This window comes from Variovorax sp. P4_B10 (genome assembly GCF_056402375.1).
On record NZ_JBFUHN010000011.1, the window covers coordinates 1 to 17,705 of the forward strand.

General features: G+C 68.2%; 13 protein-coding genes. 5 read left to right on the plus strand and 8 right to left on the minus strand.

Features of this window, described 5'->3' with window-relative positions:
- The 5 genes from gshA to leuS form a co-directional block, all read right to left on the minus strand.
- The coding region (gene gshA, locus AC1DXX_RS07705) for a glutamate--cysteine ligase (RefSeq protein WP_478133587.1) at positions 1 to 1,092 on the minus strand (1,092 nt) is incomplete at its 3' end.
- Between the two features lie 101 nt (positions 1,093 to 1,193).
- The gene (locus AC1DXX_RS07710) at positions 1,194 to 2,486 is read right to left on the minus strand and encodes a glutamate-5-semialdehyde dehydrogenase (protein ID WP_478133588.1); all 1,293 of its coding nucleotides are present in this window, start codon (positions 2,484 to 2,486) and stop codon (positions 1,194 to 1,196) included.
- Positions 2,487 to 2,553: 67 nt separating this feature from the next.
- On the minus strand, positions 2,554 to 3,627 hold the full coding sequence (holA, locus tag AC1DXX_RS07715) for a DNA polymerase III subunit delta (RefSeq protein ID WP_478133589.1): 1,074 nt from the start codon (positions 3,625 to 3,627) through the stop codon (positions 2,554 to 2,556).
- A 20-nt stretch (positions 3,628 to 3,647) separates the two neighbouring features.
- Positions 3,648 to 4,169, minus strand: coding sequence for an LPS-assembly lipoprotein LptE (locus AC1DXX_RS07720; protein ID WP_478133590.1), 522 nt, complete (start codon positions 4,167 to 4,169; stop codon positions 3,648 to 3,650).
- Positions 4,170 to 4,180: 11 nt separating this feature from the next.
- Complete coding sequence (leuS, locus tag AC1DXX_RS07725) at positions 4,181 to 6,811, minus strand: leucine--tRNA ligase (RefSeq protein ID WP_478133591.1); 2,631 nt, start codon at positions 6,809 to 6,811, stop codon at positions 4,181 to 4,183.
- A gap of 149 nt (positions 6,812 to 6,960) precedes the next feature.
- Between leuS and AC1DXX_RS07730 the strand changes: the two genes are divergently transcribed.
- Together AC1DXX_RS07730 and AC1DXX_RS07735 are read left to right on the plus strand one after the other, a co-directional pair.
- A complete protein-coding gene (locus AC1DXX_RS07730) occupies positions 6,961 to 7,932 on the plus strand; it encodes a Bug family tripartite tricarboxylate transporter substrate binding protein (protein WP_478133592.1) in 972 nt (323 codons plus the stop codon).
- Complete coding sequence (locus AC1DXX_RS07735) at positions 7,925 to 9,004, plus strand: NAD/NADP octopine/nopaline dehydrogenase family protein (protein ID WP_478133593.1); 1,080 nt, start codon at positions 7,925 to 7,927, stop codon at positions 9,002 to 9,004. The genes AC1DXX_RS07730 and AC1DXX_RS07735 overlap by 8 nt, the downstream gene beginning before the upstream one ends.
- Here AC1DXX_RS07735 and AC1DXX_RS07740 read toward each other — a convergent pair.
- From AC1DXX_RS07740 to AC1DXX_RS07750, 3 genes are read right to left on the minus strand one after another with little or no spacing between them, the layout of a single operon-like run.
- A complete protein-coding gene (locus AC1DXX_RS07740; RefSeq protein ID WP_478133594.1) occupies positions 8,999 to 9,592 on the minus strand; it encodes a peroxidase-related enzyme in 594 nt (197 codons plus the stop codon). The genes AC1DXX_RS07735 and AC1DXX_RS07740 overlap by 6 nt on opposite strands.
- The gene (locus AC1DXX_RS07745) at positions 9,589 to 10,104 is read right to left on the minus strand and encodes a CMD domain-containing protein (protein ID WP_478133595.1); all 516 of its coding nucleotides are present in this window, start codon (positions 10,102 to 10,104) and stop codon (positions 9,589 to 9,591) included. Before AC1DXX_RS07745 ends, AC1DXX_RS07740 begins: the two co-directional genes overlap by 4 nt.
- A 3-nt stretch (positions 10,105 to 10,107) precedes the next feature.
- Complete coding sequence (locus AC1DXX_RS07750) at positions 10,108 to 11,559, minus strand: FAD-dependent oxidoreductase (RefSeq protein WP_478133596.1); 1,452 nt, start codon at positions 11,557 to 11,559, stop codon at positions 10,108 to 10,110.
- Between the two features lie 130 nt (positions 11,560 to 11,689).
- On the opposite strand from AC1DXX_RS07750, the gene AC1DXX_RS07755 reads away from it, so the two are divergent.
- Genes AC1DXX_RS07755 through glgX form a run of 3 tightly spaced genes read left to right on the plus strand, consistent with a single transcriptional unit; the run spans position 11,690 to position 17,629 of the window.
- Entirely contained in the window at positions 11,690 to 13,351 is a 1,662-nt protein-coding gene (locus tag AC1DXX_RS07755; RefSeq protein ID WP_478133597.1) for an alpha-amylase family glycosyl hydrolase, read from the plus strand.
- 5 nt (positions 13,352 to 13,356) lie between these two features.
- Positions 13,357 to 15,528 carry a 1,4-alpha-glucan branching protein GlgB gene (gene glgB / locus AC1DXX_RS07760; protein WP_478133598.1) on the plus strand — a complete coding sequence of 724 codons (2,172 nt, stop codon included), beginning with the start codon at positions 13,357 to 13,359 and terminating at the stop codon, positions 15,526 to 15,528.
- A gap of 22 nt (positions 15,529 to 15,550) precedes the next feature.
- Positions 15,551 to 17,629, plus strand: a complete 2,079-nt coding sequence (gene glgX / locus AC1DXX_RS07765; RefSeq protein ID WP_478133599.1) for a glycogen debranching protein GlgX — start codon at positions 15,551 to 15,553, stop codon at positions 17,627 to 17,629.
- Positions 17,630 to 17,705 lie beyond the last annotated feature (76 nt).

Genomic DNA, 17,705 nt, shown 5'->3' on the forward strand with positions numbered 1-17,705 from the left:
GTAGAAGCCGCCCACCACGTAGCGGTCCATCATGTAGACCACCGGCTCGGCCACGCCGTTGTGCACGCGCTCGTTGGTCAGCACGCCTTCCTGGACGATCAGCTCGGTGGGTTCGCGCAGGTCGCGGCCGGCGCTGGTCTTCGCCGCCGAGGACGTGCTGGTGCGCGACTTGCCGATCAGCGCCTCGACCTCCTTGGCGTCGCGCACCGTGACCACGCCCGGGCTGCCGCTGCCGCTGTGACCGCCCTTGACGACCACGAAGGGCTTTTCGTTGATGCCGTATTCCTTGTACTTGCGCCGTACCTTGGTGAGCACGGCGTCGACATGGCTGGTCAGCACGTCGATGCCGCGGCCCTCGGCCACATCGACGCCTTCGGCGCGCGCATAGATCGGGTTGATGAGCCAGGGGTCGATGCCCAGCAGCTTGCCGAAGCGCTTGGACAGCTCTTCGTAGCTGTGCAGGTGGTTGCTCTTGCGGCGCACCGACCATCCTGCGTGCAGCGGCGGCAGCAGGTACTGCTCGTGAAGATCCTCGAGGATGCCGGGCGTTCCTGCAGAAAGCTCGTTGTTGAGCAAGATCGTGCAGGGATCGAAGTTCTTGAGCCCCAGGCGGCGCTTGCTGCGCACCACCGGCTCCAGGGTCACGGTCTCGCCGTTGGGCAGTTCGATCTTCTTGGTCGACTTGATCGCCGGATCGATGGATCCGACCCGCACATTGAGCCCCGCCATATGGAAGATGCGCACCAGTTGCGCGACGTTGGCGAGATAAAAGGTGTTTTTCGAATGATTTTCCGGAATGACGAGCAGGTTGCGCGCTTCCGGACAGATCTTTTCGATGGCCGCCTGCGCGGCCTGCACCGCCAGCGGCAGCATCTCCTTGGTGAGGTTGTTCCAGCCGCCCGGAAACAGGTTGGTGTCGACGGGTGCGAGCTTGAAGCCTGCGTTGCGGATGTCGACCGAACTGTAGAAGGGCGGCGTGTGCTCCATCCATTCGAGCCGGAACCAGCGCTCGATGGCGGGCATCGAGTCGAGCACCCGCTGCTCCAGTTCGTTGATCGGGCCGGTCAGGGCGGTGACGAGATGCGGAACCATGCGGCGGCCTTCTTGGATTTGTACTTAAAGGTGGAGCGGAATTGTAGGATTTGGGGGTGTCCGCCCCGATGACAAGACCGCACACGCAGCTTCGGCGTGCATCACGTCCGCACTTCGCCCTGGCCCAGCACCACGTACTTGAGCGAGGTCAGCCCTTCGATGCCGACCGGCCCGCGGGCGTGGAACTTGTCGGTGCTGATGCCGATTTCGGCACCCAGGCCGAACTCGAAACCATCGGCGAAGCGTGTGCTCGCATTGACCATGACGCTCGCCGAATCGACCTCGCGCAGGAAGCGCTGCGCATGCACATGGTCGCGGGTGACGATGGCGTCGGTGTGGTGGCTCGAATAGCGGTTGATGTGTGCGATGGCCTCGTCGACGCCGGCCACGACCTTGATGCTGATCACCGCGGCGAGATACTCCTCGGACCAGTCGGACTCGACCGCATCGATCACCTTCGCTGCCGGATCGATCGCGTCGTCCGCCCGCAGGATCCGGGCCGCCGCGGGATCGCAGCGCATTTCCACGCCTTTGGCCGCGAAGATGGCGGCAATTTTCGGCAGAAAGTCTTCCGCCACCGCCTCCGACACCAGCAGGCCTTCGGCCGCATTGCAGGGGCTGTACTTCTGGGTCTTGGCGTTGTCGACGATGCGCAGCGCCATGTCGAATTCGGCCGTGTCGTCCACGTAGACGTGGCAGTTGCCGTCCAGGTGCTTGATGACCGGCACCTTGGCGTCACGGCTGATGCGCTCGATCAGGCCCTTGCCGCCGCGCGGAATGATCACGTCCACGAACTCGGGCATGGCGATCAGCTGGCCCACGGCTTCGCGGTCGGTGGTCTGCACCAGCTGCACCGCCTCGACCGGCAGGCCGGCCTCGGCCAGCGCCTCGGACACCAGCAGCGCCAGCGCCTTGTTGGATTCGATGGCTTCCGAGCCGCCGCGCAGGATGGCCGCGTTGCCGCTCTTGATCGCAAGGCTTGCGGCCTCGATGGTCACGTTGGGGCGGCTCTCGTAGATCATGCCGAAGACGCCGATCGGCACGCGCATCTGGCCCACGCGAATGCCGCTGGGCTGCTGCTTCATGCCGATGATTTCGCCGATCACGTCGGCCATGCCGGCGAGCTGCTCGCAGCCCAGGGCCACGGTCTCGATGACCTTCGGCGTGAGCTTGAGGCGGTCGACCATCGGGGCCGAAAGGCCGGCGGCAGTGGCGCGCACCAGGTCCTTCTCGTTGGCGACAGCCAGTGTCGGGCCGGCTTCGCGCAGGCGCCGGGCCAGCGCCTTCAATGCTCTGTTTTTGGTAGCTGCATCCGCACGGGCCATGAGGAAAGCAGCGGCTTTTGCCTGCAGCCCGAGGGTCTGCATGTGCTCGCTGACGTTGAACGCGTTCATGTCCGCATTTTCCCACGCCGACCTGCGGCCCGGCTGACGCGGGCCTTTTGGCGTCTCAGGCCACCAATCAGGCGCGGCGTGCAGCGGCCGGAGCGCTGCTGCACGCCCGACACAGCATCAGCGCCAGGCGCTGCAGGGCCTGCCAACCGCTGGCGGGCCAGTCGGGCTGCTTCAATCCCTTGCAGATGCCGTCCACCAAGTGGGCGGCGCGCAGCAGCCGAGCCAGCATGCGGTCGTCGAGCCGCGGCAGCACGCGTTCAAAGGCACGCTCGCGCGGGCCCCAGATGCGGTTTTCGCGCAGCGCCATCGGCAGCGGACGGCCGGAGGCCATCGCGTCCTTCACGCGCTTCAGGGCGCGGATGTCTTCGGCGATCGTGTAGTGCACCAGCACCTCGGCCTCGCCCTCGGCCTGCAGGCCGTCGAGCATGCGCGCCACGCGCTGCGGGTTGCCGGCCAGCACGGCCTCGGAGAGCTTGAACACGTCGTAGCGCGCCACGTTGTTGACCGCGCCCTCGACCTGCTCCCAGCTCAGTTCGCCCGCCGGATGCAGCAGCGCGAGCTTCTGGATTTCCTGGTGCGCGGCCAGCAGGTTGCCCTCGACGCGGTCGGCAAAGAATTGCAGCGTGCGCTGGCCTTCGTCGCCGGGCATCACGCGCTGGCCCTGCAGCCCGAGGCGCTGCGCGATCCACTGCGGCAGCGCGGCACGTTCGATCGGGTCGACCTGCAGGCTCACGCCATTGTTCTCGAGCGCCGAGAACCACGCGCCGGTGCGCGTGGCCTTGTCGAGGCGCGGCAGCATCACCAGCGTGAGCGTGCTGTCGTTGCCTGGCGCGGCCTCGGCCAGTTGCTGCAGCGCCGTGCTGCCGTCCTTGCCGGGCTTGCCCGAGGGGATGCGGATCTCGACGATCTGCTTGTCGGCGAACAGCGAGAGCGAACCGCCCGCCGCGAGCACCGCGCTCCAGTCGAAGTGCGCGCCGGCCACGGTGTACGAGCTGCGCTCGGTGTAGCCCTGCGTGCGCGCGGCGGCGCGGATGGCATCGGCTGCCTCCTGTGCGAGCAATGGCTCATCGCCATGGATCGTGTAGAGCGGCTTGAGCCCCTTCTGCAGATGGGCGCCGAGCTGGGCACTGGCAAGTTGCATGGAATCGCCGTGATGCGCGCCTAGAGCGACTTGACGGCCGCCAGGCGACGCATCAGCTGTTGCGCGATGTCGGCCTGCATGTCGCGGAACAGCAGGTCGGCCTCGCCCTCCTTGGCCAGCGCATTGGTTTCGTTGAAGCTCAGGTCGCGTGTCTGCGATACCTCGGAGGCGGGAAGCAGTTCCTTGCCGCCCGGCGCGCGCAGGTTGAAGCGAACGCGCAGGCGCAGTTGCAGCTCGCGCAGCTGGCCCGCCGAATTGGTCGAGATCACGAAGCGGTCGCGATCCTCGCCCAAAATTTCGAGCACGGCGTCGGCGGTCTTGGCGTCTTCCTTGGGCACCAGCGTCACGGTACCGGTCGCGCGCAGGTCGCGCCGCAGCCGGTTGATCAGGGCCGAATTGCCCTCCAGGGACAGCGTCTTGAACGCAAAGACCGGCGCCTTGCGCAACTCGAAGCCGCAACCGGCCAGGCCCAGGGTGGCGCCCGCCACCGTCAGGCCAAGAAGAAAGCCGCGGCGCGGCAACGAGGCATTGCGAGTGTTCATGCTTCTAGCGTTCAAAGGACCACGTTGACCAGACGGCCGGGAACCACGATCACGCGCTTGGCCGGCGCGCCTTCCGCGAACTTGACGAAATCGTCGCAGGCCAGGGCGAGCGCCTCGATCTCGGCCTTGGAGGCGCCGGCGGGCACGCGCAGCGAACCGCGCAGCTTGCCGTTGACCTGCAGCATGAGTTCGACCTCGTCCTGCTCCAGCGCACCCACGTCGACCGTCGGCCAAGGCGCATCGAGCAGGTCGCCCAGCGCCTTGTCGTAGCCGAGCTGCTGCCAGAGCTGGTGCGCGATGTGCGGCGTGGCGGGGTACAGGCAGCGCAGCAGGATGCCGAAGCCTTCGCGCACCGCGGCCGCATCGCCCGTGCTGCCGTCGGGCTTGAAGCCTTCGAGCGCGTTGAGCAGCTTCATCGCGCCCGACACCACGGTGTTGTATTGCATGCGCTGGTAGTCGTAGTCGACCTGGCGCAGCACCGTGTGAATCTCGCGGCGCAGCGCCTGGGCGGGCTTGCCGAAGGTCTGGCCGCCGGCCGGCGCCGGCTGCACGTCGGCCTGCGCCACGCCGAAGTTCCACACCCGGCGCAGGAAGCGGTAGCTGCCTTCGACGGCCGCGTCGTTCCATTCGAGCGTGGCTTCGGGCGGCGCGGTGAACATGGTGTACAGGCGCGCGGTGTCGGCGCCGTACTTCTCGATCAGGTCCTGCGGGTCGACGCCGTTGCGCTCGCTCTTGCCCATCTTGCCGACGCCGCCGTATTCGACCTTCGTGCCGTCGGCGGTGGTGCCGCCGGTGATGCGGCCCTGCGCGTCGAGCACGGTCGTGACTTCGGAGGGCGGGAAGTAGTCCTTGCCGCCCTTCTCGTTGCGCTTGTAGAAGATGTGGTTGAGCACCATGCCCTGCGTCAGCAGCTTGCTGAAGGGCTCGTCGGCCTTCACCAGCCCGAGGTCGCGCATGACCTTGGTCCAGAAGCGTGCGTACAGCAGGTGAAGAATCGCATGCTCGATGCCGCCGATGTACTGGTCCATCGGCATCCAGTAGTCGGCGCCGCCGGCCACCATGGCGTCGTCGTTCTTCGGATCGCAGTAGCGCATGAAGTACCACGACGAATCGACGAAGGTGTCCATCGTGTCGGTCTCGCGCCGCGCGGGCTTGCCGCAGACGGGACAGACCACGCCGGCATGGAAGCCTTCGTGCTTGTTCAGGGGGTTGCCCGAGCCGTCCGGCACGCAGTCGATCGGCAGCACCACGGGCAGGTCCTTCTCGGGGACCGGCACCGCGCCGTGATCGTCGCAATGGATGATCGGGATCGGCGTGCCCCAGTAGCGCTGGCGGCTCACGCCCCAGTCGCGCAGGCGCCAGGTGGTCTGCAGCTCGCCCAGGCCCTTCTGGCCCAGCGCATGCGCCACGGCGGCCACGGCCTCCTTGTACGTCATGCCGCTGAAGTTGTCGGAGTTGATGGTCACGCCGCGCAGCTTGTCGCCGTACCAGTCCTGCCACCTGTGATAGTCGAAGTGCGGCTCGTCGTCGACCAGCACCACCTGGATGATCTCGATGCCGTACTTGTTGGCGAACGCGAAGTCGCGCTCGTCGTGCGCGGGCACGCCCATCACGGCGCCGTCGCCGTAGCCGATGAGCACGTAGTTGCCCACCCACACCGGCACCTGTTCGTCGGTGATCGGGTGCGTCACGGTCAGGCCCGTGGGCATGCCCTTCTTCTCCTGCGTGGCGAGTTCGGCCTCGGTGGTGCCGCCGGCCTTGCACTCCTCGATGAAGGCCGCGACCTTCGGGTCGAGCGTGGCGGCGTGCGCGGCCAGCGGATGCTCGGGGGCCACGGCACAGAAGGTCACGCCCATGATGGTGTCGGCGCGCGTGGTGAACACGTACATGCGGCCGTCCTGGATCAGCCGGCCGCTCCCGTCCTTGATGTCATGCGTGAAGGCGAAGCGCAGGCCCTCGCTCTTGCCGATCCAGTTCTCCTGCATCAGCTTGACGCGCTCGGGCCAGCCCGGCAGCTTGTGCTGGGTGTGCTCGAGCAGTTCTTCGGCGTAATCGCTGATCTTCAGGTAGTAGCCGGGAATCTCGCGGCGCTCGACCGTGGCGCCGGTGCGCCAGCCCTTGCCGTCGATCACCTGCTCGTTGGCCAGCACGGTCTGGTCGACCGGATCCCAGTTGACGACCTGGGTCTTGCGGTAGGCAATGCCCTTTTCGAGCATCTTCAGGAACAGCCACTGGTTCCACTTGTAGTAGCTCGGATCGCAGGTGGCGATCTCGCGGCTCCAGTCGATCGCCAGGCCCATGGCCTGGAGCTGGCCGCGCATGTAGTCGATGTTCTCGTAGGTCCACTTGGCCGGCGGCACGCCGTTCTTCAGCGCCGCGTTCTCGGCCGGCAGGCCGAAGGCGTCCCAGCCCATGGGCATCAGCACGTTGTAGCCGCTCATGCGCAGGTAGCGCGTGAGCATGTCGTTGATCGTGTAGTTGCGCACGTGGCCCATGTGCAGCTTGCCGCTGGGGTACGGCAGCATCGAGCAGGCGTAGTACTTCTTGCGGCTCGCGTCCTCGGTGACGCGGTAGGCATCGGCGGCGCTCCATTGCGCCTGGGCAGCGGACTCGACGTCGCTGGGTTTGTAGCTGGGGTTCATGACGGTTCGGCAGGAGCCCGGCGCGGAGCGGCCGGGGAAGGCGGATTATCGCGCCCGGCCGGCGCCATCCGGCGCGGCAGACCCTAGACTTGGGGCACATAACCTGCTTGTTGCCTGGGTAACGTCTGCTTTCGTCCCGCCTGAACGCCATGAAACTGCTCTGGAAACACCTTGCCCTGGGCCTTGCGGCCTGCCTTGCCACCGCCACGCCGCTGTGGGCGCAGCAGAACGACAGGCCGCTGCGCATCGTCGTGCCCTTCGCCTCCGGCGGGGCGCAGGACGTCATTGCCCGCTACCTGGGTGCCAAGCTCACCGACAGGCTGGGCACGCCCGTGATCATCGACAACAAGGCGGGCGCCGGCGGCATCGTGGCCGCCGATGCGGTGGCCAAGGCGACCGACGGCGCCACCGTGCTGCTGGCGACCGGCGGCGCCATCACCATCGCGCCGCACCTGCAGGGCAAGCTGCCCTACGACCCGGTGCACGACCTGGCGCCCGTGGCCCTGGTGGGCGACACACCGATGACGCTGGCCGTGCGCACCGAAAGCCCCTACAAGACCCTGGCCGACGTGCTGCGCGACGCCAAGGCGAAGCCCGGACAGGTTACCTATGCCTCCACGGGCAACGGCACGGTGTCGCACCTCACGGGCGCCCTGCTGGCGCAGGCGAGCGGCGTGAACCTGCTCCATGTGCCCTATCGCGGCGCGGCGCCGGCCCTGACCGACCTGCTGGGCGGGCAGGTGGCGCTGATCGTCACCAGCGCAGCCTCCATCGAACCGATGGTCGCGAGCGGCAAGGCGCGGGTGCTGGGCACCTTCTCCCGCGCGGCCCTGCCCAGCCTCGGCACGCCGCCGACGGTCGGCGACGCGACCGGGCTGGCCGGCATGGACGTGCCGGTCTGGGTCGGCGTGATGGCGCCTGCGCGCATGCCGGCGGCCAGCATCGAGAAGCTTTCTGCGGCACTGGTCGAGGTGTGCAACCTGCCGGAAACCAAACAGCGCTTTGCGCAATTGGGCGCGGTGAACACCTGCGGCGGCGGCGCGGCACTCGGTAAGGTGATCGCAGAAGACAGCCAACGCTGGGCCAAAGTGATCAAGCAGGGCGGAATCAAAGTTGACTGAGGCGGCCGAGAAGCGCTATCGGGTCGGCATCGCAGGCACCGGGGCCATTGCGCTGGCCTGCGCCGCGTGGCTGCGCCAGGCGGGCCACGGCGTCATGCTCTGGTCGCCGGGTGGGCAGGGGGCCGAGGCCTTGCGCACGCAGCCGCTGGAAGCCGGCGGCGTCCAGCCATGCACCGTGACGGTCGAAGTCGCCGACGATGCGGCGCAGCTTGGGCATGCATCGGACGTGCTGCTGCTCGCACTGCCGGTCAACGGCCACCGGCGGGTGATGGATGCGCTGTTGCCCTTCCTGCGCGACGGGCAGACCGTGATCGTCAGCTCGATGGCCTCGCTGTCGTCGCTCTATCTTCATGAAAGCGCACGGCGTGCTGGCAAGCAGGTGACGGTCGCGAGCTTCGGCACGACGGTACTGACCGCGCGCAGGGAGTCCGGCACCCAGGTCAGGGTGATGACGCGGCGCAAGGCGGTCGGCGTGTCCGCCCTGCCGGGCGCGAATGTCGCGCAGGCCCTCGCCCTGTGCACCGCGCTGTTCGGCGACGGCTTCTTTCCGCAGGACAGCGTGCTCGCCAGCGCACTCGCCAACGTCAATCCGCAGTCCCACGGCCCGCTCGCGGTCTTCAACTGGACCCGCATCGAGCGCGCGGAAAACTGGCCGCAGTACCACTGCATGACGCCCGGGGTGTCCCGCGTGATCGAGGCGCTGGATCTGGAGCGGCGCGCCGTGGCCCAGGCCTTCGGCATCGAGCTCGGCCCGATCGAGGACCACTTCGCGCGCTCCTTCGGCACCGCATCGACCCGGCTCGAGGACATCGCGGCCGAACTGCACGCCCAGCGCGGCGGGCCGCCCGGGCCGGTGCGCACCGACACCCGCTACGTGACCGAAGACATGCCCTACGGCCTGGCTTTCGTGGAAGCGCTGGGGCAGATCGCCGGCGTGCCGACGCCCGCGACGCGCACCATCGTGGACGCCGCCTCGCTGGTCAACGGCATCGACTTTCGGCAGGAGAACGACCTGCTGGCGCCGCTGGGCCTGGCGAACGAAACCGTCGCCGGGCTGCTCGCCCGCCTATGACGCAGCCGCGGGAAAGACCGGCTCGCCCAGGTTGAGCATCAGGCGGTTGGCCCACGCAAAAAGGGCCACCGAATGGATCAGGTCGAGGATTTCCAGCTCGGCCAGCCCGACCCGCTTCAGCGCCCGGATGTCCTCGGCCGACACCTTGTCCGGCTCGGCGCCCAGCCGGACCGAGAACTCGACGATGGCCTTCTCGCGCGGCGTGGTGCCCGCGGAAGCCGGCGCCTCGAACACCTGCGAGATCACGTCGTTGCGCTTGGCGAGCTGCTCGAAGCGCTGCGCATGCACCGAGGCGCAATACACGCAGCCGTTGACGCGCGATTCCACCGTGGCGCCCAGCTCGCGCTCGGCGCGCGGCATGCCGCCCGGCGCGAACATGATCGCGTTGAAGGCGATGGAGCGCTGCAGCAAGATCTCCGGCTGGTGCGCAAGCACCAGGAAGTACGGTGAGGTGCGGGCCTGCGGGCTCATCTCGTCCAGCGCGGCCAGCTGGGCCGGCGTGGCGGTGTCGACATGGACCATGTCGAGCCAGGGCTTCCAGCTCAGCACCTCGTTGGTGAAGCCCTTGATGCGGATCGGGAGCGTCATGCCGCGGCCTCCACGGCGGCCAGCGCCTTCAGGCCCGCGGCCACGCGGATCTGGTACGAGAGGAAGGCGATCAGCTGGCTCATGGCAACGATGGCGGGCGTCGAAAGGCCGCTGTCGGCCAGCGACTGAACAGCCGCCTTGTCGCCCTCGATGGGGCGCTCGATCAGCTTGCCGGTGAAGGCCAGCACGGCCCGCAGGCGCGCATCGGCCACGGGCTTGCCGCTGTCGACCGCCGCCGTCACGACGCTGTCCGCGCCTTCGGCCGCGAGCCGGTCGCGGTAGTGCGCGGCCAGGCTGTCGGCCTTCGACACGCGGCAGGCATGCAGCGCCACCAGCAGGCGCTCGGTGACCGACAGCCCTTCGACCGCCGGGGAGAACATCGCGTCGTAGCTGCCCTGCGTGGCAGAGACGACCTTGTCGCGCTGGCGCCGCAGCGCCCAGGTGGCCCGATCCGGCGCCAGCGGCACCGCGGCATCGATCACGTCGACGGCATTGGAAATGCTGTTTGTCATGGCTCAGTTTCTTTCGTGAGGCGGTAGTGCAGGCGTCCATTCGTCGCCGAACAACTCCGGTTCGCTGTAGGCCTCGAGGTTGGCGAAGTGATGATCGAAATCCTCGCGGTAGAACAAGCTGGCGATGCCGCTCGCGAGCCGCTTGGCGCCATCGCTGATCGCGGGGATGTCGCCGGACACCGTGCCATGCGACAGGGCCGCCGGGTAGCAGAAGCAATGGATGCGGCCGAGCCCGGGGCAGCCGCCCGCCACGCGCTCCTGGAACTCGAAGACCGGCCCGAGGTCCGGCGAATCGGCCAGCTCCTGGTCTTCGTCGCCGGGGGCGGGCACGAAGCGCTCCTTCCAGGTCCGCACATGGGATGCGATGGCGTCGAACTCGGGGCGGTTCGCCCAGTCGACCTTGAAGCCGGTCGAGACGATCAGGAAGTCGAACTCGAAATCGCCCTTGGGCGTCGACACGCGCATCGACTCGCCTTGCGGCGTGATCGAGAGGATCGGGCACCCGAAGTTGAAGTACGCATGGGGATGACCCGACACACGCAGCGTGCTGCCATGTGGCGGCGGCACGTTCGCGACGTTGATGTAGTGGCGGATGCGCCATTTGAGTTCGTCGGGCAGGTCGAAGTGTCCCTGCGTGAGGCCCGGCACGCCGGCGCCCTTGCCCTTGTTGACGCGCGGCAGGTCGAGGCGGCGGATCAGCAGTTCGACGCTGCGCGCGCCCGCCTCCAATGCCGTGCCCGCACTGTCCATCGCCGACGAACCCGCGCCGACCACGCCGACCCGCAGGCCGGCCAGCTTGCCGTAGTCCATCTCGTCGGACGAATGCGCCCATTGCGAACGCGGCAGCGCGTCGACGAAAGCCGGCACCGCCGGCCCGCCGAGGCCGTCGCGGCCCGTGGCCAGCACGACGCGGCGCGCCAGCACGCTGCGGCTGCCGTTCGGCGTGCGCAGGTCCAGGCGCACGGCCGCCGCGTCGGGCAGCGGGTGGATGCCGGTGACGGCGGTGTCGTTGCGCACGTCCACGCTCATCACGCGGCGGTACCAGACCAGGTAGTCCATCCACTGGAGGCGCGGGATCTTGTCCATCGCGTTCCAGGCTTCCAGGCCGAACTGGGCTTCGAACCACGCGCGGAAGGTCAGCGACGGCAGGCCCAGCGCGGGCCCGGTGAGCTCCTTGGGCGAACGCAGCGTCTCCATGCGCGCCGTGGTGGCCCAGGGGCCTTCGCTGCCCGCGGGCGACCGGTCGAACACCACGGCGCGGATGCCCTGCTGCGCCAGCGCCACCGCGGCGGCCAGGCCGGCCTGGCCGCCGCCGATGACGGCCACGTCCAGCATCGCCTCGCCCGCCGCCTGCTGCGCGGGCATCCATTGGCGCCCGGGCCAGCCGAGGTATTCGAGGTCTTGGGCGAGCCGCGTCTCGAGCGCGGCGAGGGAGGAAACGGAATCTGATGTCATCTTGAAAAACGAAAACTGCGCCCAGTGTAGAAAGCTTCGCGGGTCTTCGAGCCGCGCCCCCGGCCGGCAAGCCCGTATCACTGGCCCGGATTTCGCATGCCACAATGAAATTCCGACCACAGGGACACGCATGGGCAGCAGCAACAGCGAATGGTGGCGTGGCGCAGTGATCTACCAGATCTACCCGCGCAGCTTCATGGACAGCAACGGCGACGGCATCGGGGACCTGCCCGGCATCACGGCCCGGCTCGACCACGTGGCGAGCCTCGGGGTCGATGCGATCTGGGTCTCGCCCTTCTTCCGCTCGCCGATGAAGGACTTCGGCTACGACGTGGCCGACTACCGCGCCGTCGACCCGATGTTCGGCACGCTGGCCGACTTCGACGCGATGCTGGCGCGCATGCATGCGCTGGGCCTGAAGCTCATCATCGACCAGGTGCTTTCGCACACCTCCGACCAGCACGCCTGGTTCGTGGAGAGCCGCTCGAGCCGCGACAACCCGAAGGCCGACTGGTACGTCTGGGCCGACCCGAAGCCCGACGGCACGCCGCCCACCAACTGGCTGTCGGTCTTCGGCGGCTCGGCCTGGCAGTGGGATTCGCGCCGGCGGCAGTACTACCTGCACAGCTTCCTCTCCGAGCAGCCCGACCTCAACTTCCATTGCCCCGCCGTGCAGGACGCCCTGCTCGGCGAGGTGCGTTTCTGGTGCGAGCGCGGCGTGGACGGCTTCCGCTTCGACGCCTGCAACCACCAGTTCCACGACGCGCTGCTGCGCGACAACCCGCCGGCCACGGTCGAATCGATCGGCGAAGTCAGCACAGTGCGGGCCGACAACCCGTACGCGATGCAGCAGCACCTGTACGACAAGAGCCAGACCGAGAACCTGGCCTTTCTCGAAAGCCTGCGCCAATTTCTCGACGGCTACGGCGCGGTGGCGCTGGGCGAAGTGGGCGACGAGAACGCGCCGCCCGTCATGGCGCAATACACCGAGTTCGGCAAGCGCCTGCACCTGGCCTACAGCTTCAGCCTGCTGACGGCCGACCGCAGCGCGAAGCACCTGCGCCATCAGGCCGAGGTGCTCGACCATGCGCTGGCGCCCACGGGCGGCTGGGGCTGCTGGGCGGTGTCGAACCACGACGTGCCGCGCGTCGCCACCCGCTGGAGCGATGGCGGGCCCGCCGATGCACGGCGCGACCGGCTCTGGCTCGCCTTGTTGCTCACACTGCGCGGCAGCGCCAGCATCTACCAGGGCGAGGAACTGGGGCTGCCCGAGGCCGAAGTGCCGTTCGAGCTGCTGCAGGATCCCTATGGCCGCGCCTTCTGGCCCGAGTTCAAGGGCCGCGACGGCTGCCGCACGCCGATGCCCTGGAACGCCGACGCACCCCACGGCGGCTTCACGACCGGCGCGCCCTGGCTGCCGGTGTACGGCCCGCACCTGCCGCTGGCCGTCGAACGACAGGCCGACGACCCGGGTTCGATGCTGGCCTTCAGCCGCACCCTGCTGCACTGGCGCCGCACGCAGCCGCTGCTGCGCACCGGCCGCATCGCGTTCTTCGACACGCCGGAGCCCGTGCTGTGGTTCGAACGGCGCGACGGGAACCGATCGCTGCAAGCCATCTTCAATCTGGGGAGCGAGCCCGCGTCGGTCCCGCTGCGCGAGATGCTGGTGCCGCTGCACGGCCATCCGCTGCCGGAGGCCGGCACCGTGCAGGCCGACGGCGAAAAGCGCATGCTGAGGCTGACGCCCTATGGCATCTTTCTCGGAAAACCCGCTGACGAAGGACAAAGCTGACCACCATGCACCCGAAGCCGCTGCCTGAATCCGAAGTCCGCGCGCTGATGCGCGCCGAACATGGCGATCCGTTTGCCGTGCTCGGACCGCACGAGACACGCGAGGGGCTGGAGGTGCGCGCGCTGATGCCCGGCGCGCAGAGCGTGGCGGTGATGCATTCGCGCACCGGCTGGCCGCTGGCGATGCTCACGCGGCATGAAGGCTCCGATCTGTTCGGTGGGCTGGTGCCGGCCGCGGAGGCCAGGCTGGGCTATTCGTTCCAGGTCGACTGGGGCTCGCACACCTCGCGGCTCGAAGACCCTTACCGTTTTCCGTTCGTGCTCGGCGAAACGGACGTGTGGCTGCTGGCCGAAGGCACGCATCTGCGGCCCTGGGAGAGGCTGGGTGCGCATCTGCGCGAGATCGACGGGGTCAAGGGCGTGGCCTTCGCGGTCTGGGCGCCCAATGCGCGGCGGGTGTCGGTGGTCGGCGATTTCAACAACTGGGACGGCCGGCGGCACATGATGCGGCTGCGCCGCGAATGCGGCGTGTGGGAGATCTTCGCGCCGCATGTGGCGACGGGCGACAGCTACGAGTTCGAGATCCTCTCGGCGAAGGGCGAGGTGCTGCGCAAGGCCGACCCCTTCGCCTTTTCGTCGCGGCTGCGGCCCGATACCGCCTGCGTGGTGCAGCCGTTGCCGGCAGCGGTGGCGATGCCCGCAGGACGCGCCGAGGCCAACGAACGCCATGCGCCGATCAGCATCTACGAAGTGCACCTGGGCTCATGGCGCCACAAGAACGGCCACGAGTGGCTCGACTACCGCGAGCTGGCCGACACGCTGGTGCCCTATGCGCGCGACATGGGCTTCACGCACATCGAGCTGCTGCCGATCAGCGAGCACCCCTTCGACGGCTCGTGGGGTTATCAGCCGATCGGGCTGTATGCGCCAACCTCGCGCTTCGGCACGCCGGGCGACTTCCGGCATTTCGTGGAAGCCGCGCATGCGGCGGGGCTGGGGGTGATCCTCGATTGGGTGCCCGCGCATTTCCCGACCGATGCGCATGGCCTGGCTCGTTTCGACGGCACGGCGCTGTACGAATACGCCGATCCGCGCGAGGGCTTCCACAACGACTGGCAGACGCTGATCTTCAACTACGCCCGCACGGAGGTGCGCAACTACCTGGTCGGCAATGCGCTGTACTGGCTGGAACGCTATGGCGTCGATGGCCTGCGCGTCGATGCGGTCGCCTCGATGCTGTACCGCGACTACAGCCGCAAGGCCGGTGAGTGGGTGCCCAACGCGCAAGGCGGCCGCGAGAACCTGGAGGCCATCGACTTCCTGCGCCGCATGAACCGCGTGGTGGGCGTCGAGCGGCCGGGCGCGGTGACGCTGGCCGAGGAATCGACGAGTTTTCCGGGCGTGACGCGTCCGCCCGAGAACGACGGCCTTGGCTTTCACTACAAGTGGAACATGGGCTGGATGAACGACACGCTGGCCTATGCGGGCACCGACCCGGTCTACCGCAAGCACCATCACCAGCAGATCACCTTCGGGCTGATGTACGCGCACAGCGAGAACTTCGTGCTGCCGCTGTCGCACGACGAGGTGGTGCACGGCAAGGGCTCGATGATCGGGCGGATGCCGGGCGACGAGTGGCAGAAGTTCGCGGGGCTGCGCAACCTGTATGGCTATCTCTGGGCGTATCCGGGGAAGAAGCTGCTGTTCATGGGCGGCGAGTTCGCGCAGTTTGCCGAGTGGAATGCGGACCGCAGCCTCGACTGGCATCTGCTGGAACATGCGCCGCATCAAGGGGTGCGGCGGCTGGTGCGCGATCTGAACAACGTGTACCGGCACTTTCCTGCGCTGCATGAGCTGGACAACGATGGCGCGGGCTTCGAGTGGATCGTGCACGACGATGCGGATCAATCGGTGTTCGCCTTCGTTCGCAAGGCCAGGGACGGGGCGTTCGTGGTGGCGGTGTGCAACTTCACGCCTGTGCCCCGGCACGCTTACCGGCTGGGGGTTCCTGCGGCGGGGTCCTATCGCGAGATCGTCAATACGGATGGCTCTGTGTACGGGGGGAGCGGTGTGGGCAACGGGATCGTCGAAAGCTCGCCGACGGCCTGGCATGGGAAGGCGGATTCGATTTCCATCAGCGTGCCGCCGCTGGCGACCGTGATGTGGGTGCTGGCCTGATGCGATCTTCCTCCTCTTGACCATGCTGAGTCCCGGTTCTCCGTTTCCTCTCGGGGCAACGCTTTCGCCGAGCGGCGTCAACTTCGCGCTGGTTGCGCCGAATGCGCAGGCCGTCGAGCTCTGCCTCTTCGATGGCACCGGGCAGAACGAGCAGCAACGCCTGCGGCTGCCTGCATGCACCGATGGGGTCTGGCATGGTCTGCTGCCCAGCGGGCGTGCAGGGCTGGTCTATGGCTATCGCGTGCACGGCCCATGGGCGCCGCACGAGGGACAGCGGTTCAATGCGGCCAAGCTGCTGCTGGACCCGTATGCGCGCGAGATCGTGGGGCGCTATGACGGCAGCGATCTGTTCCTTGGGCACGACCCGGCGCATCCGGATCGACGGGATGCGCGGGACAACGGTGTCGTCGCACTCAAGGGACGCGTCGCAGCTGACAAAGGCACAACAACGCCCCCGGGCCATGCGCGCATCGCCGCCGGTGACCGCGTGCTCTGCGAATTGCACGTCCGCGGCCAGACCCGGTTGCACCCGGGCGTCCCCGCGGCCCTGCGCGGCAGCTACGCCGGCCTCGCCGAGCCCGCGGTGCTCGACCATCTGCAGCGCCTCGGCATCACCACCCTGAGCCTGATGCCCGTGCAGCACCGCGCCGACGAGCAACGTCTGCTGGCGATGGGCCTGAGCAACTACTGGGGCTACAACACCATCGGCTGGTTCGCACCCGAGGCCCGCTACTGGAGCGGCCGCCCCGGCACCACGCCCGCGAGCGAGTTCCGCGCGATGGCCGACGCCGTGCATGCGCGCGGCATGGAGCTGGTGATCGACGTGGTCTACAACCACAGCGCCGAGACCGACGAATTCGGCCCCACGCTCTCCCTGCGCGGCATCGACAACGCGCTCTACTACCACCTGCGGCCCGACGACCGCGCGCTCTACGAGAACTGGACCGGGTGCGGCAACTGCCTCAACCTCGGCGAACCGCGCGTGCTGCAGCTCGTGATGGACAGCCTGCGCCACTGGGCCTGCGAGTTCGGCGTCGACGGCTTCCGCTTCGACCTCGCGCCGGTGCTGGGGCGCGATGCGAAGACGGGCTTCGACCCGCGCGCGCCCTTCTTCGCCGCCATCGCGCAAGACCCGGTGCTCTCGCGCACGCTGCTGATCGCCGAGCCCTGGGACATCGGCCCCGGCGGCTACCGCCTCGGCGAATTTCCGTCCGGCTGGCTCGAATGGAACGACCGCTACCGCGACACGCAGCGCGGCTTCTGGCTGCGGCAAGGACGGAACGACGCGGCGGGCCTCGGCGATTTCGCGCACCGCTTCACCGCTTCCAGTGCACAGTTCTCCCGCCATGGCCGGGCGCCGATGGCGAGCATCAACTTCATCACCGCGCACGACGGCTTCATGCTGCGCGACCTGGTGAGCTATGAAGAACGCCACAACCTCGCAAACGGCGAGAACAACCGCGACGGCCACGCCCACAACCTGAGCAACAACTGCGGCGTCGAAGGCCCCAGTGACGACCCCGCCGTGCGGGCCCGGCGCAGCCGCCTGCAACGCGCGCTGCTCGCGGTGCTGCTGCTGTCGCAGGGCACGCCGATGCTGCTGGCCGGCGACGAACTGGGCCACAGCCAGCTGGGCAACAACAACGCCTATTGCCAGGACAACGAAACCACCTGGCTCGCATGGATCGGCGCGTCCGACCCCGGCAGCGACATGGCCCGCACGAGCGACTTCGTGGCGCGCCTCACGGCCTTGCGCCGCGAGGCGCCGGCGCTGCGCAGCACGCGCTGGTGGCCGGCCGAACCGCCGCAGGGAACGCCGGGCATCCGCTGGCTCCGCCCCGACGGCCAGCCGATGACGCCGGACGACTGGCGCCTGGGCACGGCCCTTGCGATCTTCTTCGAGAACGATGCGGCGGACGACGCCGGGGCATGGCTGGTGCTGGTGAACGCGGGGGCGGAGGCCGTGTCTTTCAAGCTGCCCCCGGGTGCCTGGCACTGCTGTCTCGCCACCGATCCGGAGCAGGACCATGGCGCTGCGCCGCAAGCACTCGGCAATGCCGCGGAAGTGCCGGGTTCGAGCCTCCGGATTGCAAGAACGTAGGAGCCAATCGCACAGCGCGGTGCTAGTCTCGATGCAGAAACTCTGACGACCGAGATCAACGAACGAACGGAGACAC

Bases quoted from the DNA above. Each gene is read 5' to 3' on its own strand.
- AC1DXX_RS07745 (WP_478133595.1), bottom strand. From the start codon at position 10,104: ATGACAAACAGCATTTCCAATGCCGTCGACGTGATCGATGCCGCGGTG.
- AC1DXX_RS07730 (WP_478133592.1), top strand. From the start codon at position 6,961: ATGAAACTGCTCTGGAAACACCTTGCCCTGGGCCTTGCGGCCTGCCTT.
- AC1DXX_RS07750 (WP_478133596.1), bottom strand. From the start codon at position 11,559: ATGACATCAGATTCCGTTTCCTCCCTCGCCGCGCTCGAGACGCGGCTC.
- AC1DXX_RS07710 (WP_478133588.1), bottom strand. From the start codon at position 2,486: ATGAACGCGTTCAACGTCAGCGAGCACATGCAGACCCTCGGGCTGCAG.
- leuS (WP_478133591.1), bottom strand. From the start codon at position 6,811: ATGAACCCCAGCTACAAACCCAGCGACGTCGAGTCCGCTGCCCAGGCG.
- AC1DXX_RS07720 (WP_478133590.1), bottom strand. From the start codon at position 4,169: ATGAACACTCGCAATGCCTCGTTGCCGCGCCGCGGCTTTCTTCTTGGC.
- AC1DXX_RS07740 (WP_478133594.1), bottom strand. From the start codon at position 9,592: ATGACGCTCCCGATCCGCATCAAGGGCTTCACCAACGAGGTGCTGAGC.
- AC1DXX_RS07755 (WP_478133597.1), top strand. From the start codon at position 11,690: ATGGGCAGCAGCAACAGCGAATGGTGGCGTGGCGCAGTGATCTACCAG.
- holA (WP_478133589.1), bottom strand. From the start codon at position 3,627: ATGCAACTTGCCAGTGCCCAGCTCGGCGCCCATCTGCAGAAGGGGCTC.
- glgX (WP_478133599.1), top strand. From the start codon at position 15,551: ATGCTGAGTCCCGGTTCTCCGTTTCCTCTCGGGGCAACGCTTTCGCCG.
- glgB (WP_478133598.1), top strand. From the start codon at position 13,357: ATGCACCCGAAGCCGCTGCCTGAATCCGAAGTCCGCGCGCTGATGCGC.